This window comes from Pseudomonas sp. St316 (assembly GCF_018325905.1).
In the GTDB taxonomy this organism is placed as follows: Bacteria; Pseudomonadota; Gammaproteobacteria; order Pseudomonadales; family Pseudomonadaceae; genus Aquipseudomonas.
In genome coordinates this window covers 4,032,344-4,057,751 of record NZ_AP021901.1, presented here as the reverse complement: position 1 = coordinate 4,057,751, position 25,408 = coordinate 4,032,344, and the positions used below count along the sequence as shown (strand labels likewise).

At 58.5% G+C, this 25,408-nt stretch carries 21 protein-coding genes and 3 pseudogenes; 18 read left to right on the top strand and 6 right to left on the bottom strand.

Annotation, left to right across the window (positions count from 1 at the left end):
* Nucleotides 1-31: 31 nt before the first annotated feature.
* Nucleotides 32-772, bottom strand: coding sequence for an SDR family oxidoreductase (locus KI237_RS17850; protein WP_212796394.1), 741 nt, complete (start codon nucleotides 770-772; stop codon nucleotides 32-34).
* Nucleotides 773-1,073: 301 nt separating this feature from the next.
* On the opposite strand from KI237_RS17850, the gene KI237_RS17845 reads away from it, so the two are divergent.
* The gene (locus KI237_RS17845) at nucleotides 1,074-2,105 is read left to right on the top strand and encodes an amidohydrolase family protein (protein WP_212796393.1); all 1,032 of its coding nucleotides are present in this window, start codon (nucleotides 1,074-1,076) and stop codon (nucleotides 2,103-2,105) included.
* Nucleotides 2,106-2,226: 121 nt separating this feature from the next.
* Here KI237_RS17845 and KI237_RS17840 read toward each other — a convergent pair whose 3' ends face one another.
* On the bottom strand, nucleotides 2,227-3,024 hold the full coding sequence (locus KI237_RS17840) for an NAD(P)H-dependent oxidoreductase (RefSeq protein WP_212796392.1): 798 nt from the start codon (nucleotides 3,022-3,024) through the stop codon (nucleotides 2,227-2,229).
* Nucleotides 3,025-3,108: 84 nt separating this feature from the next.
* Here KI237_RS17840 and KI237_RS17835 point away from each other — a divergent pair, with 84 nt between their 5' ends.
* Nucleotides 3,109-4,029, top strand: a complete 921-nt coding sequence (locus KI237_RS17835) for a LysR family transcriptional regulator (RefSeq protein ID WP_212796391.1) — start codon at nucleotides 3,109-3,111, stop codon at nucleotides 4,027-4,029.
* Nucleotides 4,030-4,049: 20 nt separating this feature from the next.
* Here the strand turns inward: KI237_RS17835 and KI237_RS31080 are convergent, their stop codons facing one another.
* Complete coding sequence (locus KI237_RS31080) at nucleotides 4,050-4,394, bottom strand: hypothetical protein (RefSeq protein WP_502937035.1); 345 nt, start codon at nucleotides 4,392-4,394, stop codon at nucleotides 4,050-4,052.
* Between the two features lie 517 nt (nucleotides 4,395-4,911).
* On the opposite strand from KI237_RS31080, the gene KI237_RS17825 reads away from it, so the two are divergent.
* The 4 genes and pseudogenes from KI237_RS17825 to KI237_RS31065 all read left to right on the top strand — a co-directional run bounded on the left by KI237_RS17825 (nucleotide 4,912) and on the right by KI237_RS31065 (nucleotide 9,758).
* A complete protein-coding gene (locus KI237_RS17825; RefSeq protein WP_212796390.1) occupies nucleotides 4,912-6,012 on the top strand; it encodes an ABC transporter substrate-binding protein in 1,101 nt (366 codons plus the stop codon).
* Nucleotides 6,012-8,351: pseudogene (locus tag KI237_RS31075) on the top strand (sensor histidine kinase); the annotation flags it as partial. The gene KI237_RS17825 and the pseudogene KI237_RS31075, both read left to right, overlap by 1 nt.
* A gap of 48 nt (nucleotides 8,352-8,399) precedes the next feature.
* Nucleotides 8,400-8,897 (top strand): annotated as a pseudogene (locus KI237_RS31070) (response regulator transcription factor); the annotation flags it as partial.
* Nucleotides 8,898-9,758, top strand: a complete 861-nt coding sequence (locus tag KI237_RS31065; protein WP_502937128.1) for a sensor histidine kinase — start codon at nucleotides 8,898-8,900, stop codon at nucleotides 9,756-9,758. It begins immediately after the preceding pseudogene.
* Between the two features lie 9 nt (nucleotides 9,759-9,767).
* Here the strand turns inward: KI237_RS31065 and KI237_RS17815 are convergent, their stop codons facing one another.
* Nucleotides 9,768-12,698, bottom strand: a complete 2,931-nt coding sequence (locus tag KI237_RS17815) for a DUF4132 domain-containing protein (RefSeq protein ID WP_212796388.1) — start codon at nucleotides 12,696-12,698, stop codon at nucleotides 9,768-9,770.
* A gap of 30 nt (nucleotides 12,699-12,728) precedes the next feature.
* Nucleotides 12,729-13,169: a hypothetical protein gene (locus KI237_RS17810; RefSeq protein WP_212796387.1), complete on the bottom strand. Its 441-nt coding sequence runs from the start codon at nucleotides 13,167-13,169 to the stop codon at nucleotides 12,729-12,731.
* A gap of 592 nt (nucleotides 13,170-13,761) precedes the next feature.
* Here KI237_RS17810 and KI237_RS17805 point away from each other — a divergent pair.
* The 12 genes and pseudogenes from KI237_RS17805 (at nucleotide 13,762) to KI237_RS17755 (ending at nucleotide 24,306) form a co-directional block, all read left to right on the top strand.
* On the top strand, nucleotides 13,762-14,706 hold the full coding sequence (locus tag KI237_RS17805; protein WP_212796386.1) for a fatty acid desaturase: 945 nt from the start codon (nucleotides 13,762-13,764) through the stop codon (nucleotides 14,704-14,706).
* A gap of 30 nt (nucleotides 14,707-14,736) precedes the next feature.
* Nucleotides 14,737-15,768, top strand: a complete 1,032-nt coding sequence (locus tag KI237_RS17800; protein WP_212796385.1) for an ABC transporter ATP-binding protein — start codon at nucleotides 14,737-14,739, stop codon at nucleotides 15,766-15,768.
* A complete protein-coding gene (locus KI237_RS17795; protein ID WP_212796384.1) occupies nucleotides 15,765-16,394 on the top strand; it encodes an ABC transporter permease in 630 nt (209 codons plus the stop codon). Before KI237_RS17800 ends, KI237_RS17795 begins: the two co-directional genes overlap by 4 nt.
* Complete coding sequence (locus KI237_RS17790) at nucleotides 16,394-17,077, top strand: ABC transporter permease (RefSeq protein ID WP_212796383.1); 684 nt, start codon at nucleotides 16,394-16,396, stop codon at nucleotides 17,075-17,077. The genes KI237_RS17795 and KI237_RS17790 overlap by 1 nt, the downstream gene beginning before the upstream one ends.
* A gap of 49 nt (nucleotides 17,078-17,126) precedes the next feature.
* Nucleotides 17,127-18,032 carry an ABC transporter substrate-binding protein gene (locus KI237_RS17785; RefSeq protein WP_212796382.1) on the top strand — a complete coding sequence of 302 codons (906 nt, stop codon included), beginning with the start codon at nucleotides 17,127-17,129 and terminating at the stop codon, nucleotides 18,030-18,032.
* A 29-nt stretch (nucleotides 18,033-18,061) separates the two neighbouring features.
* The gene (locus tag KI237_RS17780) at nucleotides 18,062-19,390 is read left to right on the top strand and encodes an LLM class flavin-dependent oxidoreductase (protein ID WP_212796381.1); all 1,329 of its coding nucleotides are present in this window, start codon (nucleotides 18,062-18,064) and stop codon (nucleotides 19,388-19,390) included.
* 41 nt (nucleotides 19,391-19,431) lie between these two features.
* Nucleotides 19,432-20,211, top strand: a complete 780-nt coding sequence (locus tag KI237_RS17775) for a phosphate/phosphite/phosphonate ABC transporter substrate-binding protein (protein WP_212796380.1) — start codon at nucleotides 19,432-19,434, stop codon at nucleotides 20,209-20,211.
* A 164-nt stretch (nucleotides 20,212-20,375) separates the two neighbouring features.
* A complete protein-coding gene (locus KI237_RS17770; RefSeq protein WP_249410626.1) occupies nucleotides 20,376-21,146 on the top strand; it encodes a LysR substrate-binding domain-containing protein in 771 nt (256 codons plus the stop codon).
* A 54-nt stretch (nucleotides 21,147-21,200) separates the two neighbouring features.
* Nucleotides 21,201-22,420 (top strand): IS3 family transposase gene (locus KI237_RS17765; RefSeq protein ID WP_376741864.1). Its coding sequence is split into 2 segments (ribosomal slippage): nucleotides 21,201-21,546 and nucleotides 21,546-22,420, totalling 1,221 coding nucleotides; the frame shifts between segments, so codons are not numbered across the junction.
* A gap of 37 nt (nucleotides 22,421-22,457) precedes the next feature.
* Nucleotides 22,458-22,613: pseudogene (locus KI237_RS30555) on the top strand (LysR family transcriptional regulator); the annotation flags it as partial.
* A gap of 68 nt (nucleotides 22,614-22,681) precedes the next feature.
* On the top strand, nucleotides 22,682-23,509 hold the full coding sequence (locus KI237_RS17760; protein ID WP_212796379.1) for an EamA family transporter: 828 nt from the start codon (nucleotides 22,682-22,684) through the stop codon (nucleotides 23,507-23,509).
* 35 nt (nucleotides 23,510-23,544) lie between these two features.
* On the top strand, nucleotides 23,545-24,306 hold the full coding sequence (locus KI237_RS17755) for an SDR family oxidoreductase (protein WP_212796378.1): 762 nt from the start codon (nucleotides 23,545-23,547) through the stop codon (nucleotides 24,304-24,306).
* A 95-nt stretch (nucleotides 24,307-24,401) separates the two neighbouring features.
* On the opposite strand, the gene KI237_RS17750 is transcribed toward KI237_RS17755, so the two are convergent.
* A complete protein-coding gene (locus KI237_RS17750; RefSeq protein WP_212796377.1) occupies nucleotides 24,402-25,328 on the bottom strand; it encodes a sugar ABC transporter substrate-binding protein in 927 nt (308 codons plus the stop codon).
* Nucleotides 25,329-25,408: the final 80 nt, after the last annotated feature.

Genomic DNA, 25,408 nt, shown 5'->3' with positions numbered 1-25,408 from the left:
CACGATCGTTCAAGGCCCGCTTGGGTTCGAATCAGATGAGACCGTTCATTCTGTCGAACATGGCCTCTCCAAGTTCGCGTGTCTTGGCCGAAACACCAATCAGCACTTCATCCTTGCCTTGGGCAAGTTGCTCGAGTGTCTCCTTGGCGAAGTCGTCGGGGGTGACCCTCATGTGATTGACGGTGCCTTCGCTGCGGGCGCCGCCACCCAGCCCGGTATCGACGATCGGCGGGGCGATCTCGATCACTCGGATGCCAGTCGTCTTGAGTTGGTGCCGCAGGCTGAGCGTGAAAGAGTGAATCGCAGCCTTGGTGGCGCAGTAGACCGGCACGTCAGCCATAGGCGAGAAGGCCAAGCCCGAACTGACGTTAATCACATAGGCTTGGGCTTGCTGCCTGAGCGTAGGCAACAAGTCGGCAATCAAGTGGATGGGCGCAGTGAAATTGATCGCCACTTCCTGATCCAGACTGTCCGTTGCAGGATCGGTGGTGAAGTCGCGATGCGCCTGGATGCCGGCATTGTTGATCAGGACGTTCAGGCCCCGATGGTGGGTCTTCAACCACTGAACCAATGCACGGCGACTGACCGCGTCGGCCACGTCGCAGACGTGCGTGACCAGAGCCGGCACCTCGTCCTTGGCCTGCCGCAAGGCAGTCTCGCTACGCCCGCAGATGATGACCTGATTGCCTTCGCTAGCAAAGCGCTTGGCAAGCGCCAAACCGATGCCTGTTGCGCCGCCAGTAATGAGGATGGTGTTGTCTGTAAGTTTCATCGTCGTCTTTCCTTCCGTATTGATAGAGAAGGTGTGCCGACGATTGGTGAGGTTGTCCGCGGGCACACCTTCGCAACCGGCAAGCCGGGCTAGGTGTCGCGGATACCCCCAAGGGGGAGGAGTTGCCGTTCCGTGGAACGGTGACCGGGCTACCATCTGGTCAGCACTCTTTCGACGGTTAGAACTGTATCGGTTTGATTGGCCATTCACAACATTCGCCGAAGTTGGCAACGGGCACGCTTTGAAGGCGACAGAGCGCGCTCGTGAAGGGCGATCAATTTTCGGAACGAAGGAAGTCATTATGAAACTGATCTGCGTCGAAGAGCATGTACTCGATCCTGCCATTGGCAAAGCTGCGCAAATGCGCGCACTGGCGCAGGCTCCTTATCTTGCTGATTGGGGGAGTCGCGTAACCGACGGTCGCAATGTCACGGATGCCAGTCGCCCGCATGTGATAGCGGCCAGCGAGTCGGCAAGAAAGGCCCTGGAGATGGGCGCCGCACGTTTGGCGGACATGGACGCCGCGGGAATTGGCATGCAGGTGCTTTCCTATGGAGGGTTCCCCCAGCTGTTGCCTGCACAAGAAGCCATTGATCTGAATCGAGCCGCCAATGACAGGCTGGCGGAGGCTGCCCACGCCCATCCAGAACGCTTCGCCGGCTTTGCAACCCTCCCATGGCAGGCGCCGGAAGCAGCTGCACGGGAGTTGGAGCGGGCAGTAAAGGCGCTAGGCCTCAAAGGCGCACTCATCAACGGCCGTCCCGGCGAAACGTTTCTGGACGATCCGCGCTATGCACCGATCCTGGCAGCGCTCGATGAAATGCAGGTGCCGCTGTTCGTCCATCCTGGCCTGCCGCTGCCGGCGGTTCAGGCTCCGTACTACGGGGGGTTTGATCGCGAGCTAACCGCTCGCCTGTCGATGTTTGCTTGGGGTTGGCACAACGAAGCCGGTATCCACGTCGTGCGTTTATTGCTTGCAGGTGTGTTTGACCGTTACCCACATCTGCAGGTCATCAGCGGGCACTGGGGGGAAATGGTGCCGTTCTACCTCCAGCGTTTGGAAGATTCCATTCCACAGGAGGCCTGCGGCCTGAAACGGCCCATCGTGCAGACTTATCGCGAGCATGTGTATGTCACCCCCAGCGGCATGCTGACGCTGCCACACTTTCAGTTCATTCATTCGTTGATGGGCTCTGAGCGCATCCTGCACTCCATCGACTATCCCTACCAGAGCTTGGATGGCGCGCGAGCCTTTATCGACGCGCTCCCCATTAGCGATGCCGAGAAAGCACTCATCGCTCATGGTAATGCCGAGCGCCTGCTGCGTCTTTGAAGTCGGGTAAGGAGGGGGCGCTTAAGCGCATCGGCCAGCGTCTTCAGGTCAATGGTGGGAGTATGGACGCGGTCCCTGTGCGAACCCGCCAGAGCGAAAGATCATCGCGCCACCGGACTCCCTAGCCTTCAGACGTCATGCTCCCGCAGATGTGGATGCCCAAATCGTGACGGCCGGGTGCAAGATGCGGCTTGAGTGTCAATGCCGGAATCTCATAGTCCCCGGCATTCTGGCGCCGAAATGGCACGGGCTGATCATCGAACAGGTTGTCCAGCCGAGCCGCATATGCCGTGCAGAGCTGCTTGAACCGAGCAGCGTCCATTTTGCTGGTTTTATAGATGGGGAAGGGCGGCATGACAGTGAACCCAGGATAGAAAAGCACCCCATGCTGGATGGGGAATAGCAGGTCATCCAGGGCACCGTTTACCCCTCGATCGCTGTAATGAGACTCCCATCCGCCCAGGGTGACCACCAGCATCGCCCGCTTTCCTGCCATGCTGCCTTCGCCATAGCGATCGCCCCAGTGGCTTTCGCTGTGTTCGCCGACACCGTAGGCAAATCCGTAGGCGTAGACGCGTTCGACCCAGCCCTTGAGGATCGCAGGCATCGAGAACCACCACAGTGGGAATTGAAAGATCACGGCATCCGCCCAGAGCAGTTTGGCTTGCTCCTCCTCGACGTCTGCCGGTTGGGTGCCGGCGGCAAATACACGCTGCGATTCTATCGCCGGGTTGAACGGTTTTTCGTCGTCATAGCCTGGGGCGTCATCCTGATCAATGGGCGCCTTCCAACGCATGTCGTACAGGTCCGAGACCTTGACCTCGTGACCTGCGGTTTTCAGGTGAGCGATCGCGAAATCCCTGAGCGAGCCATTGAGCGAACGAGGTTCAGGGTGGGCGTAGATCAGCAGTATCTTCATGAGGGGCTCCGAGTGAATGAAGTCCTCACCGTAACGATGAGCCCGGTATGATAGAAATGAATTTCCGAAACATATGGTATTTACATGCACAATACCTTGCGTCGTCTGGATCTTAATTTGTTGGTCACGCTGGATGCGCTGTTGTCTGAGCAAAACGTTACAAGGGCGGCGCGATTGCTCAATCTCGCTCAACCGACCGTCAGCCTGCAGCTGGGTCGGCTGCGAGACATTCTGGACGACCCCTTGTTGCTGCCCGGCCCCCGAGGGATGGCGCCTACCGAGCGTGCCCGTGAATTGCGCGGGCCACTGCGTGAAGCGCTGCTGGCTTTGGAAGGTGCACTGAGTCCGGGTGCCGCTTTCGAGCCCTCGCTGTCTAACCAGACGTGGAGGGTTGCTGCCAGTGATTACGCAACGACTGCTTTAGTCTGGCCGTCGCTGGCGCTGCTCAGGCGCCTGGCCCCGAATACCCGCTTGGCGCTGTTGAACAAACATCCCGCCAGCCTTGCCAATGACCTGGAAAACGGCCAGCTCGACCTGGCGCTGCACACTCGTGATGAGGCGCCGCCAAAACTGCGTCAGCGGTCGTTGATTCACGAACGCTATGTGCTGGCAGGGCGGCGCGGTCATCCCGCTTTGGCAACCAAGCTATCGCTCAAAGCGTTCTGCGGCCTTGAGCATGCCGTCATGTCACCCAATGGCGCCGGGTTCTTTGGAAGTACTGACCAGGCACTGGCAGCTAAAGGTCTGGAACGACGAGTCGTATTATCAGTGCCCAATTTCAACTCGCTCATCAGCGCATTGGCGCACAGCGACCTGGTTGCGGTGGTGCCGCAAAGGCTGGTGCGAGATGAACCATCACTTCACGTCCAGGCGCCTCCACTCGCCATTCCGGGTTTTGAAATGCTCATGCTGTGGCCCGAACGACTGCACCGGGATCCCGCCCATAGGTGGCTACGCGACCTCATCGCCTCGACGTTGCAAACAGCCTCCAACTCAGAGGTTTGATTAACCCAAATGATGGTTAGCTATGGAATGGGACCACAGATCAGATCAACCGCCGAATGAACCACCTTAGTCAGTTCTTCACGACTTGCTCCCGTCCGCGCTCGTACTGCCTGTGAATGCAGCATGGCCGTTGCGACGAGCGCGGCGGATGCCGGCTCTACACCGCTGTTCAGTTCGCTGGCCGAACGCATGAAGCGCTCTTCAAACAGCGCGTCCAACTCCATCACTTCGCTATACCCACTCTCAGGCGATCCTGGTATCTGCTCCGCGGTATAGGCGTCGACGCATTGGTGACGTATCGCTAGAAGGCGAATGTCGAATGCTGTTTGGGAGTCGCTTTGCGTTGCTCGTCTGATCGTAAGCATTTTTTCTCCGTTAGCCAAAGGCGGACGGGAAACAAAAAAGCCCCATCCATTTTCTGGCGGGGCTTTGGGGTAATTACGTCATATTTTAAGAACGCATGACCTCACGGCCCGCCAGAGGCGGTCGTCGAGGTGCACATCATGTTCATGCTGGGTGTATGGGGCATGGGCAGATGCTGTCCTGGATGATCAGGCATTGTCAATGTCGACGAGCAGTCAAGGTTCAGCCCTGAGTGCAAAAGCGGTACCCAGGTTTGTAGCCGGTGTAATTTTGCTGGGCGATCAGTTGACTGAAATCCTCCATGGCCGCGCGCGCAGCGGGCACGTTGAGACTATGCTCATTGCCACTGCAGGCTATGTGTTGGTTTTAATTGTCGCCCGCCAAGGAAGGAGTCTGTATGCGTCTGATTCTTCATGCCCCGTTCTGTTATTGGAATGGCCGAATGAGCAGCCTGGTAATGCGTGTCCATCGACGTACTTTGACCATTGACTGTAAATCCCCAGCACGATGGAGAACGGTATGAACACCAAGCCGATCCGCAAAATCCTGTGGCGCGTCGCCGGTTGTGTGACTGGTTTGGCAATGGTTGCCACCCATCCAGCCCAAGCTGCCGACGGCGGTATCGCCGGCGGCCCTACCGCAAGCTATAGCATTGCCTTCAGCAACTCCTACGCGGGCAGTGATTTCCGCAAGGTGATGGTGCGCAACTGGCAGGAGATAGCGACCCAGGCGCAAAAGGATGGCTTGATCCGGGAGGCTCCGGTGGTCAGCGCCAACAACTCGGCGTCGGAACAAGCGGCCCATATCCAGGAAATGATCGTCAACGGCGTCAACGCCATCGTCATCCTGGCCGCGTCCGATACGGCCCTCAACGGGGTGATCCGCGATGCTTGCAACGCCGGCATCGTGGTGGTCGTCATGGCCAGCCTGGTCACCGAACGCTGCGTCTATACGGTGGACTACAACTGGTCCGCCATGGGTCGCGTGGAAATGGACTATATCGCCGGGCGCCTCAAGGGCAACGGAACGCTGCTGGAGATTCGCGGCATTGCCGGCGATGCCACCGATAAAAACATCAGTGACGGTATTCGCAAGGCCGCTGGCGACTATCCAGGCCTGAAGTTCGCCAAGACTGTCTACGGGAACTGGACGGCTTCTGTCGCGCGCAAGGAGGTGGCGTTGGCGCTGCCGTCGTTGCCTAGCATTGATGCCGTCGCGACTCAGGGGGGCGACGGTTATGGCGCAGCCATGGCCTTCAAGGCGGCGGGACGCCCTTTGCCGATTATCGTGATGGGGAACCGTCAGGATGAACTCGCCCTGTGGAAACAGGAGCGCGATGCCAATGGCTACGAGACTGTCTCTGTCTCCGCTTCCCCGAGTGTCTCCCAGGTGGGTTTCTGGGTGGCCCAGCAGATTCTGGCGGGCAAGCAGGTGCCGAAGTTCGTCGAGGTACCGCTGGTACGCATTGATGCGAAAGACCTGGACACTTGGCTCGCCACCATGCCGGTGGGCGGTGCTGCCAATCCTCTCTATAGCCAGGCTTCCGTTGCGGCGATGATCGACGCGGGCATCAGCAATACGGCGGCCCCGACGCCTTCGCCGGAGGTGACGAAGCAGTAATGGCGGACGGGGGGCGAGGCGCCATGTCGACATTCCGACCTGCCACGGACAGGCCCATCGCCGTCAGGATTGGCCTGGCGGTCGCCGCGCTGGTGTTTCTGATGCTGGTGGTATCGCTGGTGAACCTCTATGGCCTGCGCGGCATGGTCCGTGCGGTGGATTCGGCCAGCCATTCCGCGGAAATTCTGGCCTCGGTCAACGGGGCCACCGGACGGGTGGAAAATTTCATCGCCACCCGCGACCAGGAGAGCCTGTCCCAGGCCGAAGGCATGGTGGCGACGGCGATCGCTGGCCTCACCGCCATTCCGGTGGCGGAGGCGCAATCGCTCAAAGGCAGTCTGGAAAGGCTCGCCGCGGCAATCGCCGCCTTGAGGGCGGCGAGCCTGACCATGGACGGCGAAACGGAGAACATGACAGCCCACTACGGGCGGATGCGAGAGGCGACGATCCTCGTCGAACAGGGCATCGCCGATGGGCTGAAGGGGATCGATGCCCGCGCCGCTGAGCACGAGGCGCGGGTGAGCGGCATCGAAAGTGCTCACCGCATCCTGGATATCCTGCGCGACGGCGAGCGGGTCATCATTGCCAGCGTGGCCAAGATGCTGGTGAGCGGTGATGGGGCAGCCGCCACCGCGGCGCGGAACGCCTGCGCGGCACTCCCGCCCGTGGTCGAACAATTGCGCGAGTTGATGGTTACGCCGCAGGAGCGAGAGAGCCTGGACCAGTTGGCGACGGCGGTCGCTGCTGCCAGCCTGGCGGTCGAGCACCTTGGCGAGGCGCCCAAGCTGCGGGGAGGCGAGGCGTTGGAGCATCTCGCCGCCGTTGGGGATGTGGTCGAGCGCCTCGATGTCATGTTGGGTGAAATGGACGAGCATGTTTCCCGTGACGCAAACGATATCCAGGCAACCACCGGTTTGCTGCACAATGCAGCCGCGTTGTCCAAGCGTTTCGCCGAGCGTGTTGCCACCCTGGAGGCGCAGACCTTGTCGTTTCGCCTGTCACCGTCGACAGAGGTCGCCGGCTCGGTCGGCGACCTCCTGGACGAGCTTTCCCGTCTCTCTCGCGTTCTCCCTTCGTCCGTGGGGCTGCAAGCCAACGCGACACCCCTGACGGTCAGCGATCAGATTGCCGGCTACCGAGCGGCATTCGCCCGGTTCCATCTGGCGAGCAACGCCTTGAGCGGCGCGCGCGACCAGGTTCGCAACGAGGCACGCAGCGCCGGCCTGTTGGTGGCGCGCTTTGCCGGCCAGGCGCGCGCCGACGCCTTGGTCCACAATGATCGCGGCATGCTTGCGACGATCATTGCAGGTACCGTCGCCATCCTGCTGGCCGGCGCCATCGCCTGGAGCACGTCGCGATTTGTTGCCCAGCCCATCGTGGCCCTGGCCTCGGTCATGCGCCGGCTTGCGGCCGGCGACCTGAATGCCGAGATCGCCAGCGCCGAACGCGGCGACGAGATTGGAATCATGACCCGCGCCGTACGGGTATTCCAGGAGAATGCCCTGCGCATCCGGGTGCTGGAGGCCGAGGCCGAAGCCGAACGACAGCAAGTCCAGGCCTCTTTGGAACGAATGGTCGCCGAGCGGACCGACACGCTGCACCAGCAGACCGAGGTGCTGGAGGCGCAGGCCGTCGAGCTCATTCAGGCGCGCAACCAGGCCGAGACGGCTAACCAGGCAAAGAGCGATTTCGTGGCCACGGTCAGCCACGAACTGCGCACCCCCCTGACTCTCATTCTCGCCCCTCTGGAGCAGCTCTCGGCGGCGGCGACCCCGCCGGCGGACTGGCGTGCGCAAATCGAGCGGGCCCAACGCAACGCGCTGCGCTTGATGAACCGGGTCAACGACATCCTGGATTTCTCCAAGGCCGAAGCGGGCAAATTCGAGTTGTGTCCAGCGCCCATTGACTTGAACGAGGCGGTGGGCGTGCTGGCGGAGGATGCCGCCATGGTGGCCGAGGGCAAAGGTTGCACCTTGACCTGCAGCATCGATCCTGCGCTTGGCACGGTGTTCCTGGACCCTCGACACTTCGAAAAGATTCTGCTCAACCTGGTGAGCAATGCCATCAAGTTCACGCCCGCTGGCGGCACCGTGCACCTGGCAGTAACTGCGATGGATGGCGAGCGATTTGAATTTTCGGTGCAAGACTCGGGGATTGGCATTGCGCCTGACAAACTGCCGTTGCTGTTCCAGCGTTTTTCCCAGATCGACAATTCCGCCACGCGCCACTACAGCGGCACAGGCATCGGTCTGGCCCTGGTCAAGGATCTGGTCGAACTGATGGGGGGCGAGGTCGGCGTCAACAGCGAGCCCGGACGGGGTTCGTGCTTCTTTGTTCGACTTCCGCTGGGGAATGAGCAAAACACGGTGCCGACCGACGTCAGCCATATGCATGAGCGGCCGTCACCGAGCACCGCAAGCGCAACCGAGCAGCGCCACCTGCGCTTCGACGACGGGCGTCATGGCAGTCGCAACGATCAAGGTTCGACGCCAGGCGCAGACGACGAGCAGTATCCGGAACACGCCTCGCGATCCAAAGTGCTGGTGGTCGACGACAGCCCGGAAATGCTTAGCTATCTCAGCGAGCTTTTGCACGACGACTACATCGTCGCCACCGCCGTAGACGGAGAGCAGGCCTGGGCACTTCTGCAACGTCGCCCCATCGATGTCGTCGTCTCGGATGTGATGATGCCGGAGCTCGACGGCTTCGGCCTGACCGCCAGAATCAAAGCCAGCGCCGGTTTCGCCCATTTACCGGTGATCCTGGTGACCGCCCGCGGCGGTAGCGAGGCCTGCGTCTCCGGGCTGGAAAGTGGCGCCGATGACTATATCGCCAAACCCTTCTCGCCGCTGGAGCTCAAGGCTCGCGTACGGGCGGCGCTGCGCATGAGCCAGGTGCAGACCGAACTGCATGCAAAATCCCGTCAGGCGGGCATGGCCGAAATCGCCACCACTGTGCTGCACAACGTCGGCAACGTCCTCAACAGCGTGAATGTATCGGCAGAACTGGTCAGCAGCCAGATGCGCACCTCCAAGGCCCAGGGGCTGGGCAAGGTGGCTCAAATGCTGAGCGAACACGCCAATGACCTGAGCGATTTTCTCACCACAGACCACAAAGGGAAGATGCTGCCCGGCTACCTGCTCAAGCTGGCGGAGGTGGTGGCGACGGAGCAACTGAGCATCATCGAAGAACTCGAGCAACTCACCAAGGGCATTGACCATATCAAAACCATTGTCGCTGCCCAGCAGTCCTATGCCGTGGCTGTCAGTATCGTCGAGACAGTGCCGGTCCCGGAGTTGATCGATGATGCCTTGCGCATGAGCACCGGATCATTGGCGGGCCAGGCGGTGACGGTGGTCAAGGACATTGCCGACTTGCCGCTGCTGGCGCTGGACCGACACCGGGTCCTGCTGATTCTGGTGAACCTGATCCGCAATGCCAAGCAGGCGTTGAACGGCGTGATCGATCGCAGTCCCTGCATCACGTTCAGCGCGTCCCTCGTTGACGGGTCAGCATTGCGTATCACCGTGGCCGACAACGGCAATGGGATTGCGCCTGAGCACCTGGCGCGTCTCTTTTCCCATGGCTTCACGACGCGCAAAGACGGTCACGGTTTCGGCTTGCACAGCTGCGCGCTCGCGGCGCAGGAAATGGGTGGCAGCTTGACCGTGCACAGCGACGGGACCGGACAAGGTGCAACTTTTATCCTCGATATTCCCCTTGATGCGCCGCTGAGTATGCGGTGAACACCGGGATCAACCGCCGCGCTGTATCTGCTCCAGTATCAGGTTGTCGGTAATGTTCATGTCGTCCAGCAACAGAAACATCTTGCTCAGCACCTCGGCCATTTTCTTGTCGGTGTCGGCGAACGGCAGGTAGAACTCCGTGGAGCTGCTGCCTGCGGGCACGATGCACAGGTAGTTGCCGGGTTCGATATGGATGGCCGCACTGCCCAGATGAATGCGGTAGTTCGCACGCTGGCCGGTCACGTGCAGGAAGTGCCCTTCACATTTGACGTTTCGCAACCCCAGCCCCTGAATCAACTCGCCGACCAGTTCGGCGCGTCGTTGCAAGGTTTCGTTGCTGGTGCTGTAGCCGTCTGCGGCGTGGGCCACGGAGACCAGCAGGTCGGCGTCACGCATGACTTCCGAGAACAGCAGCGGCGGTACTTGATCAAGGGGTATGGCTTTGTGGTCGCGGTGGAACGCAATCGTGTCGAAGGTAAAGTGTTCGGTTTCCGAGAGGAAATGGCCGGTATCCAGAAAGTTGAACATAGCGTAAATGCCGTGCTCTTTGCTCTCGTAATAGATGTCCTCGACGCTTGAGGTCGACCAGTTGCGGACCTGCAGCAACCGGGCGGCGACTTTGCCTTTGAGGCGGTGGCCGGCAAATCGGTTTGACCACAGGCCGGTGTCTCGCTCGGCAGGTGTTAGCAGGTACAGCTCGCGAAAGGCCTGTTTGAACGGCTGTACACGGCGATGGGTCACCACTTCTTTTTGCCAGGCCGACAGTTGTCCGGCCGTGAATAGATGAAAAGGGTGAGCGATACGCAGCGTCTTCTCAGCCACGTGTTGGCGGCCTTCAAGGTCAGTCACCGTCAGCGTTGCGGCATCGAGCCAGCCCAGCGCAGCGTCGTCGGCCTGCACAATCAGCTGTTCGAGCAGCAGGCGAATCGCGGGCATTTTCAACAGCAGCTTCAGGTCGTCCAGGGCCAGGGTCTCGCCGCTGCTCATCATCGCTTCCAGGGTGCGGCAGAAACGGGCGATCTGTTCCTTGAGCTGGGTTTGCTGGGTTTTGAGGGCGATGAAATCTGCGTTTTTGCGAACCGCAGGCGGTGCGGTCTTGAGCGTCTTTGCAGCTTTGCTGATGTGCAGCACGGGTGATAAACCATCGATCACCAGCCTGACGTCATAGCCGTCGATGGTCGCGGCCGTCAGGGCGGACTCGGCAATCTCCGATTCCATGGCCCATTCCAGGCGCATCGCCGAAGGGTAACCGGCGACACGCGCCAGGTTTTCCAGTCCTGCCTGCACCGCTGCATGGGAGTTGGCCTGTCGTTGAGCGCCGTATTTACGCACCTCTTTGTGCAGTTTCTTGAGCGTCAGATAGCGCTGGCGGACGTCGTCGGGACCCGTGACGGGCAGCACGCCATAGATGCGCATTGCCGGCTGTGCGTGGCGGGTCAACTTCTTTTCCAGCGCCGCTCGACCGATGCCCTGGTAGGCGTTGAGCAGTACACGCGTCTCGGGAAACGCCCAGTGCGAAGGTTCGAGCGCCGCGAGGTACTCGCGCAGGTGGTCTGGGTCGGCCTCGGCCAGCGCCTTGTCCATTAGGTAGCGGTCCACCACACCCACGGTTTCATCCAGTGTATTGGGCAGGTCGCTGCCCCAGCCGGACCGAGGTGCCAGGGCAATGTTCAGGTATTCACGCTGGAAGGCTTGCAGGTCGCTCCAACCGAGCGCGTCGAGCACCACTTGGCTGGCGTGTCCGGCGTAGGGCAGGGCAGTCAACAGGCTGTTTCTTGAAAAGCCGGTCAGCGCCGCGAGCAGCTCTGCCGACTGGTTCTTGGGCAATTCTTGAAGCAATAGGAAGCGTTCAAGCACCGCGGCCGTACTGCCGAAGCTGTCGAAGAAGTTATCCGGCGTCATGCCCAGCCGTTCGATAACCGCGAGGGCCTGCAGCAACCAGCGGGTCTGATACACCTCTACCGAACGGAAGGTGTCAGCCAGTTTTTCGGCGTTATCAGGCAATCCAGCCAGGGCGTCCTCGACATAACGAACGGTGAAGTTCGCCAGCTCAGGGGGCACTGCCGTGGGTTCTTCATCGGGGCTGTCATCACCCTGGGACGACTCTTCATCGAGACCTTCGTCTTCCGGGTCATCGTCGTTGGAATCGTCCTCGTCGAACGCTTCATCGGCGTACCGATCCAGGTTCACATCATCGCTGTCCAGTCCGGCGTCGGCTGAGTAGAACATCATGGCGCGGCCCCAGGTATTGGCCGCCCGGACGAAGCGAGGGTAGTCGAGGCCGCCCGCTTCCAGCAGGCCCAGCGCGATGCGCTGGATTTCCTTGTGCGCGTAGATATACGCGTCGGCGATTCTCCTTTGTCCTTCGTCAAATGGGGAAGGGGGCTGCACACGGTTCCAGCTGCCGTCCAGCAACCATTCGGCAAAGGTTTGCCAGGCCGGGGTGGGCGGGTAATGGCTCAGGCGATTGAGGCAGGCCTGAACATCGGGGAAGGCCCAGGCCTGGTCCGGGCTTCTTCGGTAGTAGGCCGGGCCATCCTCGTCAGTGGGCAAGGGATAGTCACTGTCCTCAAAGGCAAATTGCAACATGTGCTGCAGTCGCGCGCAGATCTGCTCCGACGCATAGGCATTCGGGTGGGCCGTGATCCACGCATCGCAAAGTCGATACTGCAGGCCATAGCGCTGTTGATCGCGGCGGTCCTCCAGATCGTCCCAAACGGTTGGGAACACAAAACCATCCGCCAGCGCTTTGGGCCCATCCTGGGGATGCTGCCTGACCCAGTCATCGGCTATGCGCAGCAAGTCGATGCCATCCCAGAAATCGGACTCGAATTCGTCATATCCGCTGAGCTCGGGATAGGCATCCAACGCGCTATCACAAAATGCCCGCAGTGCAGCGAGGCGTGTGGCTTGTTCGGGCACAGGACGGCGTGATTGCATAAGGGTATCCGAGGAAGTGAGCGACGAAGATCAACCGCCAATCAGCGGCACCAGGCGGATAAACGCGAGGGTGGAAGGGGGACTCAATTCAATGGTCTCATCGAGCCTTTGCAGCATGACGCCATTGTGCAGAACGCGGAACGCACGGGCTTCAAAACCCTTCAGGGCGCGCTCGACCTCAACGCTGACATCCAGGTCCGGAGACGCGCTGGCCTGAGGCATGACAACCGCGCCTTCACTGGCCTGCTGAAGAACGTCTCGCTCGCTCAGGTATTGGCGGTCGAGCACCTCACGCAGCGACACCTGTGCCAGCCAGTGCTGGACCGACAGCGCGGCGATCTGCTCGGCAACAGTCAGGCGAATGAGCTCGGCGACCGTCAAGGTCGACTCGGTCGGCGTCAGGGTGACGGGGGGCAGCAAAGGCTCCTGGCGTGCGCCTTTCAGGCAATAGCTATGAACCACGAACTCCATGACGCCTTCCTTGCAAGCCAGGCCAGCCGGGTGGATGGCGCCTTAGCATATCCCGGTCTGTCATAAACTTCACCGTGCTGCATGCTGGAAGAGCCGGCAGCCCGTGGCGGAAGCGCACTGTCAAGACTTATTCTTTTTATGAATAAGCATAATATAATTTATTCCTTGATCGTATTAGTCACGGTGCTACATTGTGGCTCACCGGACAGCCGGATATGTTCAACCTTATTCAGTGGTATGACTATGTCCGGTGCCCGAATCTTCCCAATCAGCCCTGAGGCTCTGTCTTATGACGGAACCCATGTAGCGATTTCGCACTCTGGCAATATCCACATCAGTCCTTGTGCCTCCATTGCCGTGCCATTCGTTACCGGCAAACCTCTCCCTTGTCAGGCCAACAGTGAAGCCTGCAGTGCAATCAGCGAAGGCTTGGCGTTTCTTCTCTACGCCATGTGAAGCATCACTGCGGTCATTTCCGTACCCTAAGTCCAGCCAGTCATCTTCAAGTATTGCCCTGACCCCATAAGGTTATGGCTTGGAGCGTGAGCGATTGGACGCTTGATCAGTGCGCTACCTATAACGACTTACCACAATGCCAAACTATTTGGATGAAGCTCATCGAGCTGAAATTGTTAAGCTGAGCACAACATTCACCAGTCAAACCGAATGGCCCACCTGGCTTTTGCTAGTTGGTTTTTATCTGGCTTGGGCCGTTATTGTTTTTTATGGACAAGCATTGGGTGAAGTATTCACGATCGTTCTGCTGATTCCATTAGTCGTGCTCTGGCTGTCGATTCAGCATGAGCTGATCCACGGTCATCCAACTCGTTGGCCTGCCATAAACAAAGCCTTTGGATTCCTGCCGTTCGCCGTGTGGTACCCCTACGATATTTATAGGGATACGCATTTGGCGCATCACAACGACGCGTTGCTGACGGTGCCTGGGCAAGACCCGGAAAGTCGCTATGTCACAGGTGCCTTCTGGCTGCAGTCACCTCGTTATGTGAAAGCGTTGCTTTGGGTAAATAAGACCTTGGGTGGTCGCTTGCTGATGGGCGCGCCATCGGCAGTGATATCCCTTCTGGGTAGCGAGATCAGAGGATTATTTCTCGCGGGGGGAAGCGCCAGGCGGATGTGGGCAGTTCATATGCTAAGTGTTGCCGTGTTGCTGACCTTGGTTGACCAGTACAGCGCCATCAGCGCCGTGCAGTACATATTTTTGGTTTCACTGCCGGCCTTGTCCATTTCAATGGTCCGGTCGTTTTACGAGCATCGCCCGTCAGCGCTGCCGGAGCACCGCACGGTGATCAATGAATCGTCCGGGCTTTTGAGTTGGCTCTTCCTGAACCTCAATCTTCACTTGGTTCATCACGACCTTCCCGGATTGCCCTGGTTTTATTTGCCCCGGGTGTATAGAGCCAGGCGTGAGCAATGGATCGCTCGAAACAACGGCTATGTCATTCACGGCTACTTCCAATTATTGCATCGGCATCTGGTCAATCCAGTGGATTGCCCTCGCCATCCTGCTGAGCAATGAAAATATGAACGCTAATCTGGGCATCGGAAAATGATACGTTTTGAAGCCATCAAGAAAACTCATAAAGGCAGCCCGGCAATGGCCGTGAGCGATTTGACGCTTCATGTCCGAGAGGGGGAGATCTGTGTATTTGTCGGGCCAAGCGGGTGTGGCAAAACGACCATTTTGCGAATGATCAATAGGCTGGATAGCCAGGACAGTGGCCGCATTTATGTAAATGGGCTCGCGACCGATGAGCTTGATGTTGTTGTGCTGCGTCGCGGCATTGGTTTCATGATGCAGAGCTCTGCCTTGTTTCCTCACCAGACGGTTGCAGAAAATATTGGCGCAGTACCGCGGCTCTTAGGCTGGAGCAAGCATAAAATCCGCCAGCGCGTGAGCGAGCTCATTTCCCTTGTTGGACTTCAGCCGGAATTTCTCGATCGATACCCCAATCAGTTGTCGGGCGGCCAAAAGAGTCGTGTCGCTCTGGCGCGGGCATTGGCCTCGGACCCACCGGTTATATTGATGGACGAACCCTTTGCGGCGCTTGATCCGGTGATACGTGAGCGACTGCAGGACGAGTTGGTTGCACTTCAAAGGCGCTTGCATAAAACCATTATCCTGGTGACCCATGATATGGAGGAGGCCATCAAGATTGGCGACCGGATTGCCATCTTCGAAAGCGAAGGAAAGCTTGCTCAGTTCGATACACCTCACAACATCCTTGCCCAACCTGCCAGCGAGTTCGTGAAGCACTTCATCGGCAAGGATCCACTGTTGAAAAGACTTTCGCTGATGAAGGTTTCTGATCTTCCGGCGGATGAAGTCGGTTGCGAATTCAAACTCCTGCTGGATGACAAGTCCAATCCGCTGAAGTGGGTCGGTGAGTCGGATGAGGCGGCTCCCGAACTTACGACGGTGTCGAATAATGATTCGTTGCATCAGGCACTGGTTAAAATTCTAACGGCTCCGATCGGTGTGGTGGTCAGAGTGGACGAGGCGGGCGGTTATGAAGGGTGCCTCTCGATTGCCAGCCTTCACAGCGCGCTCAATGAACGCCGCTTCGCAAGTGCACCATGATTGACTGGGCCTGGATTATTGAAAACTGGCAGCAGATCGTCCAGTTGTTATTTGATCATGTTCAGCTGGTGACCCTGGGTCTGAGCATAGGGCTGCTGTTAGCGGGCGTGATGGTGCTCTTGACGTTGTGGAAGCCTGGATTGGCTCGGCCCATGATTTATGTCAGCGGAATACTCTTTACCATTCCGTCACTGGCACTGTTCATTTTGATAATGCCTTTTACCGGTTTGTCCAAGACGACGGCGGTGATTGGTTTGAGCCTGTATTCCTTGCTTATTGTTTTACAGAACACCTTGGCGGGGCTTGCGAGTAACCCACCGGACGTGCTGGAGGAAGCCCGTGCACTAGGGTATACGCGCATGCAGAGATTTTTTGGGGTTGAGCTTTCACTAGCGCTGCCTTCGTTATTGGCGGGGCTGCGAACGACCTCGGTGACTTTGGTTGGGTTGGTGACGGTTACCGCGTTAATTGGTCAAGGTGGGCTGGGGCAACTTTTTATTACTGGGTTGGCGCAAAGCTTTACTACGCCTGTGGCGGTCAGTCTGGTCCTGACGGTGATGTTGGCGTTATGTTTTGATTTTCTGTTTTATTCAATCGATAAATGGCTGGTCCCATGGGTGCGCTAATGAATATGGTCGCAGAGGTCTGCCTTTGGTTCTCTCTTCCTGATCATTGGTTGGGTGAGAACGGGATACTGACTCGGCTGACAGAACATATTTATTATGTGTCTTTGAGTCTTGCCATTGCTTGTGCGATAGCGTTGCCTCTTGGTGTGCTCATGGCTAACTACCGCAAAGCTGCGCAGGTGGCGATAGGGGTATTCAATATTGGGCGAGCATTGCCTTCGCTGGGTATTGTGATACTTGCAATCATGGTCATTGGGTACGAAACCAGCACGGTGATTATCGCATTGGTCACCATGAGCATACCGCCGATATTAACCAATACCTATGTAGGCATCGATCAGGTGGATTCGTCTCTGAAGCAGGCTGCCAGATCGATGGGAATGCGTAGATGGCAGATGTTTATTCAGCTCGAATTACCTTTGGCTTTTCCGCTGATCTTTTCTGGCTTTCGATCAGCCCTGGTGCAACTTATTGCAACGGCCACCATCGCCGCCTATGCGGGATTCGGCGGCCTCGGCAGGTTTCTCATTGACGGACTTGGCCGAAATGATACGCCGCAAATTATTGGCGGCGCATTGGTGGTGTCGGCACTTGCGATTGTCAGTGAGTGGGTGTGTTCGATGATAGACACGCTCATGGTTCGAAAGTGGCGAGCGAACGATGTTGAACTGAGTGCTACATGATCGTGGGCATTTGAAAGTGCTTATCAATTCTGCAGAGGTGCAAATCAAAATGAAAAACGAACACCGTTTGAAGGCTCGATCACCGTGCCCGGTCTCACTGTTACTGGGATTAGGACTGCTGGTTGGCAGCACGTTTGCCAGTGCTCAATCCATCACCATCGGCGGGGCCAACTTCTCCGAGCAGACGATTCTCGCAAACATCTACGCGTCGGCCCTGAAAAATGAAGGGATTGAGGTCAAGACCCGGCTTAATCTGGGTAATCGCCAGATCATCGCCAAGGCCTTGGAAAACGGCGATGTCGATGTTGTACCCGAATACATAGGATCGCTGCTGAGTTTCTATGACGACAAGACGGCCCTGACCAGCCAACAGGAAATCGTCAGCGCGTTGCAACAGAAGTTACCGACGGACCTCCAGTTGCTTGAACCTTCGTCCGCAGGCTCTATAACCGCTTGGGCCGTTACCCAAAAAACCGCAGAAAAGTACAACTTGCACACTTTGTCCGACCTAGCCCCTGTCTCAGGTGATCTCACCCTGGGCGGACCGCCGGAAGTCGCCACTTCTGCATTAGGCCTGCCCGGCTTGGAGGCGGTCTACGGTATCCACTTCAAGAGCGTCAAATCGCTGGACATGGGCGGGCCGTTGTCGCGGTTGGCGTTGAACTCAGGCGCTATCGACGTCGCCACGGTCGTCTCCACACAAGGCATCCTGGCGAAAGAGCCTTGGGTTGTCCTCGAGGACGACAAGCATCAACAACCCTTGCAAAACATCACGCCGCTGGGTCGCAAGGCGTTGCTAACCCCAGAAGTCACCAAGGTGCTCAACGAGGTTTCTGCAAAGCTGACGGATGACGACCTCAAACAACTCAATCGCCTCGTTGATATCGATCACAAGGATCCAGCCAAGGTCGCGGCGCAGTGGGTCGCCGAAAATACCATCAAGACGACCCCCTGAATGCCATGGGGTTAGGAGCCGGAGGCGCTATGTCCAATAAAAGCATGATTTTGAATTTGTTCTTTTTTAATCCCCAGGGTGACCATCGTTTTTCCTGGCGCCACCCGCTGTCACCGACCAAAGAGATATTGACGCTGGGTTACTACGTAAAACTGGTGCAGGCGGCCGAGGCGGCGAAGTTTGATGCGGTTTTTGTCGCGGACCACGTCGCGGTCTGGGACTCCGTGGCCAGCGGGTTGAGGCACTATGCCAACGCCCGCCTTGAGCCGATTACGCTGTTGTCCGCACTGGCTGCGGTGACCGATCACATCGGGCTGATGGGCACCGCTTCGACGTCCTATAACGAGCCCTTCAACCTCGCACGATATTTCGCTTCGCTGGACTATCTCAGTGCAGGGCGAGCCAGTTGGAATATCGTGACTTCCTGGCTGGAAGAGGAGGCTTCGAATTTCGGATTGTCAGGCGTGACGAAACACGGCGATCGTTATTTGCGGGCCGAGGAATTCATTCAGGTCGTCAAGCAACTTTGGGACTCCTGGGAGGAGGGTGCGCTTGAGTTTGACAAAGGCACCGGCGATTTTGCCGACCCATCGAAAATTCACCCGATCAATCACAAAGGGGCACATTTCAATGTGCGTGGGCCGCTTAACGTGCCGCGTCCACCTCAAGGACATCCGGTCCTGGCCCAGGCGGGGTCTTCTGAGGCGGGCAAGGACCTGGCCGCTGCCCATGCGGACGTGCATTTCTGTTTCATCAGTTCGGTCGAAGAGGGACTGACGTACAGGGCCGATCTAAATCGCCGACTTGAGTTGAAGGGCAGGCATTCCAGTGATCTGAAAATCATTACCGGTGTGCTTCCGGTGGTTCTGGAGGATGAGACCGAGGAGCAGCGACGCCGGCAACTGGAGGACAGCCTCATCATTGATGCCGTGGCGATTGACCTGGTCTCCAGTTACACCCGTCTTGATTTGACAGGGCTCTCGCCGGACAGTCCATTGCCCGCGTTGCCGGATGAGTCTGAGTTCGATGGCATTCGAACTGAACTGGCCCTTCTCAAGAAGTACGATGCTTCCTTGTCCATCCGCGAAATAGGGCGCCGCTTGGTCAAGAGCTCCAGTACCTGGCTACTGATCGGAACGGCGGAACATATTGCCGATAAGCTTTCAGCGCTGTACGAGTCGAATGCCGTTGATGGCTACAACCTCATGTTTCCGTTTTTGCCAACGGATTTCGAAGCATTCACACGCGGCGTGGTGCCTTTGCTGCAAGCCAAAGGCGTTTTCCGCAAGGAATATGAGCCTGGGACGCTGCGGGACCGCTTGGGCTTGAAAAGGCCCGCTAACAGCTTCTTGCTGTGACCTGGGGCCACGCGCTCATCACATGCCTGACTGGATTTCATATGACCAGCGATCTATCCATGTACCTCGCTCCCGCCAGGGTTCTACAGGCACAAGAGGCCTGGCTCCAACGCGTCCTGGAGATCCTGGGCGAGCGCCGTGAGCAAAAGCAGATCGTTGATCCAATGTCCCATTGGCTTTCCCCAGGCCTCTTGTTATCCCAGACCTGTGGTTATCCATTCATCACGTCACTGCGGGGAAGGGTGAGGCTGGTAGGGCGCCCGAGTTATGAGCTTGCCCATAGCTCGGGTGGTGAGCATTGCAGCTTGCTGCTCTGTAGAGCCGATTCGGGGGTGACTGATCTGGCGGGTTTCCAAGGCGGCCATGGGTTGATCAATGCGCAGGACTCCAATTCAGGCATGAACTTACTGCGCCACACGCTGGCAGGGATCAGCGACCGTGGTTTTTTCTCGAAACTAACCTTCACCGGATCGCACAGGGAGAGCATTCGAAGGCTAAAGGGTCATGACGGTGATTTGGCTTCTATCGACAGTGTCACCTACGACTATCTGGCGAGAGATAACAGTGATGAGATCGAAGGCCTGAGGATCCTGGCGCGAAGCGTGCGCACTCCCTGCCTGCCTTACATCACGTCGATTCGTCGAACGGCGACGGAAGCAGACTCTGTCCGGCACGCCATGAACGAAGCGTTGACACAGCTTCCTGAGGTTTCTCAAGCGTTGGCTATCAAGGCAGTCTTGCCGGCCAGCGAGGCTGACTACGAGTGCCTCTTGGAATATGAGCGCAGTGCGACCCACCGCGGCTTTTCGTTTGTATTGTAGCGGTGCGCAAGAGTGATTGGTCATGGATGATCGATACGCCAGCAACGCCCAAAACCCTGAAGAGGAAACCCTCTAGCACTTAACTCAGTAATCGGCGAACAGCGGCCCTACAACGCGCAATGCAAAGGCGCTAGCATGAGCGCTTACTCATAGTAGGGAACATCATGAGAAACCTGCCTCCTTCTTCGAGCCTGCGCGCCTTTGAAGCCGCTACCCGGCACACCACGTTCACGGCGGCAGCCGAGGAGTTGCATGTTACACAGAGCGCGGTGAGCCACCAGCTCAAGCATTTGGAACAGCTTTGGGGATTGCAGCTGTTTCATCGCAGCAGTTCGCTGCACCTGACCTCGGCAGGCGCCGCGCTTGCGCCCATCGTGCGGGAGTTCTTCATGAAGCTGGAAGCCACCCTGGCCGATTTGCGCGAGCAAAACGGCAGGCAGCGGCTGCGCGTCAGCACGACCTATTCCTTTGCCTTGAAGTGGTTGTTGCCCAGGCTGCCGGACCTGGCGCAAGCGCATCCGCAAATCCTGCTGACGCTGGACAGTACCGATAGCGCCATTAAGTTTTCGACGACAGACCCGGACGTTGCTATCCGCCTGGGCAACGGCCATTTCCCGTCGTTGTTCTCAGAGTTTCTGTTCCGCGAGCAGATTTTTCCTGTCGCAAGCCCCGCGTTGCTTGCCCGCTTCGGTACGCCTCGAACGGCGGCTGAATTGCTGCGTTATCCACTGCTTACGCGCGATGGCGCAGCGTTGGTGCCGAAATGGGAGCAGTGGTTTGCCCAGGTGGGTGTCGAGGTCACGACCTTGAAGGAAAGCATTCGCTACGCAGACACCAATATGACCATCGAGGCGGCGCTGTTGGGACAAGGCATCGCGCTGGCACGTAGCGGACATGTTGAAGCCGAGCTCAAGGACGGTGAACGAGCCCCATGAAAGACAGGACACCGTTTCCCCCTTACGATAAGGGATAGGCAAACGGTTATGTTTATGACTAATAGCAACGATAAGAGTGGGGAGCTTTTGGGCCAGGAGCGGCGACGCCGCTGGAGTCCAGAGCAAAAGCTGGCCATGGTTCGCGAGAGCCTTGAGCCAGGGCAAAGTGTGTCGGTCGTCGCTCGACGCAACGGCATCAATGCCAACCAGTTATTCCTGTGGCGCAAGCTGTATCAGGACGGCAGCCTGTCGGCGGTCAGTGCTGGCGAAGCCGTGGTGCCGGCCTCCGAGCTGAGCGATGCGCTCAAGCAGATCCGTGAACTGCAACGGATTCTGGGCAAGAAAACGATGGAAGCCGAAATCCTCAAAGAGGCCGTGGAGATCGCCCGGTCGCGAAAATGGATTGCGCACTCACCCTTGTTGCCGGGGGACGACCAGTGAAGCTGGTCAGCGAATGTCTCGGTGTGGCGCGCTCGCAATTAACGGTTCGAATCAAGCAATCGGTATCGCCCAAGACACGGCGAAGCAGACCTGTGGACGACGCTGAGTTGGTGGTTGAAATCCAACAGCAGGTCAGCGAGTTGCCCAGCTATGGCTACCGTCGTGTCTGGGGATTACTGCGTCGGGAACGTGAAACCCATTCGCTGCCGGCGATCAATGTGAAGCGGGTTTACCGGGTCATGCGTGATCACAACTTGCTGCTGGAGCGTCGACTCAAACAGCCCGGCGTGCCGCGTCGGCACGAAGGCCGTATTGCCGTGAAAACCAGCAATACGCGTTGGTGCTCGGACGGCTTTGAGTTCCGCTGCGAGGACGGCGCCAAACTGAGCGTGACCTTCGCCCTCGATTGCTGTGATCGCGAAGCCATCGGCTGGGTGGCAAGCCCGACCGGGTACAGCGGCGATGATATCCGCGATTTGATGCTGGAAAGCGTGGAGAAGCGCTTCGGTGATCAATTGCCCACCACGCCGGTGCAATGGCTAAGCGACAACGGCTCGGCGTACACCGCCGAACAGACACGCCTGTTTGCTCGGCAGATCGGTTTGCAGCCGGTGACCACGCCAGTTCGCAGCCCGCAGAGCAACGGGATGGCGGAGAGCTTCGTGAAGACGATCAAGCGTGACTACGTGGCGCACATGCCCAAACCGGATCGGGAAACGGCGTTGCGTAACCTGGCAATTGCCTTCGAACATTACAACGAGCAGCATCCGCACAGCGCTTTGAAATATCGCTCGCCGAGGGAGTTCAGGCGCTTGGCGGCAGCATCAATTTAACAGGGAGTTGGTGTCCGGTTTTGTAGGGGCAAGTCCAGACGGTCGTCTTGAAAGGCTGTTCGACCTGCCATTCGCCTCTCCCTTGGCGTATTACTTTGTGTGCCCCAAAGGGATCGAGACGCAGCCTCATATCGTCAGCTTTCGTCGTTGGCTGGTGACCCAGGCCCTGGGCGCTCAGCACGCTTATGCATGAGGTTTTCTTCATGCCTGGATGAAGAGACTTCGCTTCTATAGCGCTACTTGAGCGGTCTAGGATGATGCATGCCTTTACACATCATCTGCCTCGTCTTGTTCGCCGCGCTGCTGCACGCCAGTTGGAATGCCATGCTGCGCGGGGGCGCCGACCGTTTGTGGTCCATGACAATCATGTGCATGGCGATAGCCCTGGCCAGCGCCATTGTCGCGACGCTACTGCCTCCGCCCGTTCGTGCAAGCTGGTTTTGCGTTGGGCTGTCCGCTTTATTGCACGTGGGTTACAACCTGTTCCTGGTGCGCAGTTACAAGTCCGGGGACCTGGGCCAAACCTATCCAATCGCCCGCGGTGTCTCTCCCATCCTGATTGTCCTGGCCGCTTCGGTGTTCGCCGGTGAGCGGGTGTCGCCGAGTGCGCTGCTGGGTATTGCGTTGGTGTCGATTGGAATTGTATCGCTGGCCTTTACCGGGCGCAGGCGGGCATTGCCCAACTTGCCCTACGCGCTGGGAACCGGTTGTTTCATTGCCGCTTACAGTGTGGTTGATGGCATAGGCGTTCGTCTCTCTGGGGCGCCAATGGCCTACACCGCCTGGATGTGCCTGTTATGGGGCTTGATGATGCCCATGGTTTACATCGGCCTGCGCGATGCCCAAAGCCTCTTTGCCGTGCGGCCAGGCATCGCCGTGGCCTTCGCCGGCGGACTGGTTTCATTACTGGCCTACGGGGTCGTGATCTACGCCATGGCCCAGGCCCCCATGGGGGCGGTGTCCGCCCTGCGAGAAACCAGCGTCATGTTCGCCGCTTTGATCGGATACGCCTTTCTTGGCGAAGCGTTGACCTTGCGCAAGCTGCTGGCATGCGCAGTCATTGCCCTCGGTACGCTGGTTATCGGCTAACGTTTTTTTTTTCATTTAACCGTGAGGGATCGATCATGAATGACCGTTCACAAAAGCCCGTGATACTGATCACTGGAGGTGGGCGTGGGATCGGGGCGGCGACCGCCATACTGGCCGCTGAGCAAGGTTACAACGTCGTGTTGACCTACATCGCCGATCAAGCGTCAGCGTTGGCGGTGGCAGAACAGGTCGAGGCCAGGGGCGCCCGTGCCTTGGCGGTACGTGCCGATAACGCAGACCCTGCACAGATCGCCGAGCTGTTCGCCACCGTTGACCGGCGCTTCGGACGAATCGATGTGCTGGTCAATAATGCTTCGATACTGGCGCAGCAGTCTCGCTTGGAGGATCTTGGTTTCGAGCGCATGCAGCGAATATTTGCGGTTAATGCATTGGGCCCGATGCTCTGCGCGCAGCACGCCACCCGGCGCATGGCCTATCGTTATGGCGGGCGTGGCGGTGCAGTCATCAATATTTCTTCGGCGTCAGCCCGCCTCGGTAGCCCGAATGAATACGTGGACTACGCAGCGTCCAAGGGCGCGGTCGAAACATTCACGACAGGCTATGCCAAGGAAGTGGCTCGGGAGGGTATTCGTGTCAACTGCGTTCGACCCGGGCATATCTACACCCAGATGCATGCCAGTGGCGGAGAGCCGGGCAGAGTCGACCGGGTGAAGGACTCGATCCCTATGGGACGTGGTGGCCAGCCGGAGGAGGTGGCCAGGGCCATTCTCTGGCTGGCGGGGGCGGATGCTTCGTTTGTGACGGGGACCTTCCTGGATGTGACCGGAGGGAAGTAGACCGGTTAGCGAGGTCGTCTTTCAACGGATGGGATTTGGGGGGTGAGTCGCCGCTGATCCCTGGCCGGGATCGCGGCGAAGTGTCGGGCGTGTCGTTACTTGTAATGTTGTTCAAACACCGCCAATTGCTCAGGCTTGATCAACTGAAAGGGCACCCAGACGTCCGTTTCCACGGGCTCTCCCTTGATCATCTTGAGCGCTGCCTGTACCGCGCTGGTCGCCTGGGCCTTGGGGTCCTGGAACACCGAGGCGACCAGCATGCCACGCTTGATCGCCGCCAGGCCGTCAGGCAAGCCGTCGATGCCGACAATCGCGATCTCGCCCTTGGCTTTGCCGGCCTGTTGCAAGGCCATGGCCGCACCGATGGCCATCTCGTCGTTGTTGGCAACGATGGCATCGAAACGGCTGCCCGCCAACAGCCAGTTGCTGGTCAGGTCCATCCCTTTGTTGCGCTGCCACTCGGCGCTTTGCTGCTCGACAATCTTGATCCCGGGATAATCCTTGAGCACCTGTTTGACGCCTTCGGTGCGGTCGTGGGTCGCGTTTTGCGCCAGGTCACCCATGATGATCGCGAGGTTGCCCTTGCCGCCGAGCTTTTCGGCCAGGTAGCGCATCTGCAGCTGTCCGGCCTCTATGTCATTGGACGCGACCGTGACGACGCCTTTGGGCAAGGTGCGCTCGTCCGGGTGACGGTTGACGTAGACCAGCGGCGTCTTCGCTTCGACCGCGGCGCGCGTGATATTGGCCGTGGCGGAGGTGTCCACCGGCAGGACAATGACCGCATCGACGTTCTGGTTGATAAAGCCCTGGACCTGGTTGAGTTGGCGCACCACATCGCCTTGGGCGTCCTCGAACTGAATCTGCACGTTTTCCTTTTTCGCGGCCTCGTCCAGGCCGTTACGCACGTAGGTCATGAAGTTGTCGTCGACCCTGGCGATGCTGACACCAATGCGATAGTCGGCGGCGGCCCATTGGCTGAAGAGCAATAGCAGGGTGGCGAAAAGCAGTGTGCAACGACGCATGATGGTTTTCCTTTTGTTGTTATGAGTTGTACGTCACCAAGGGATGAAAATCTTCCGCACGTTGTGAATTCGGCGCGTGC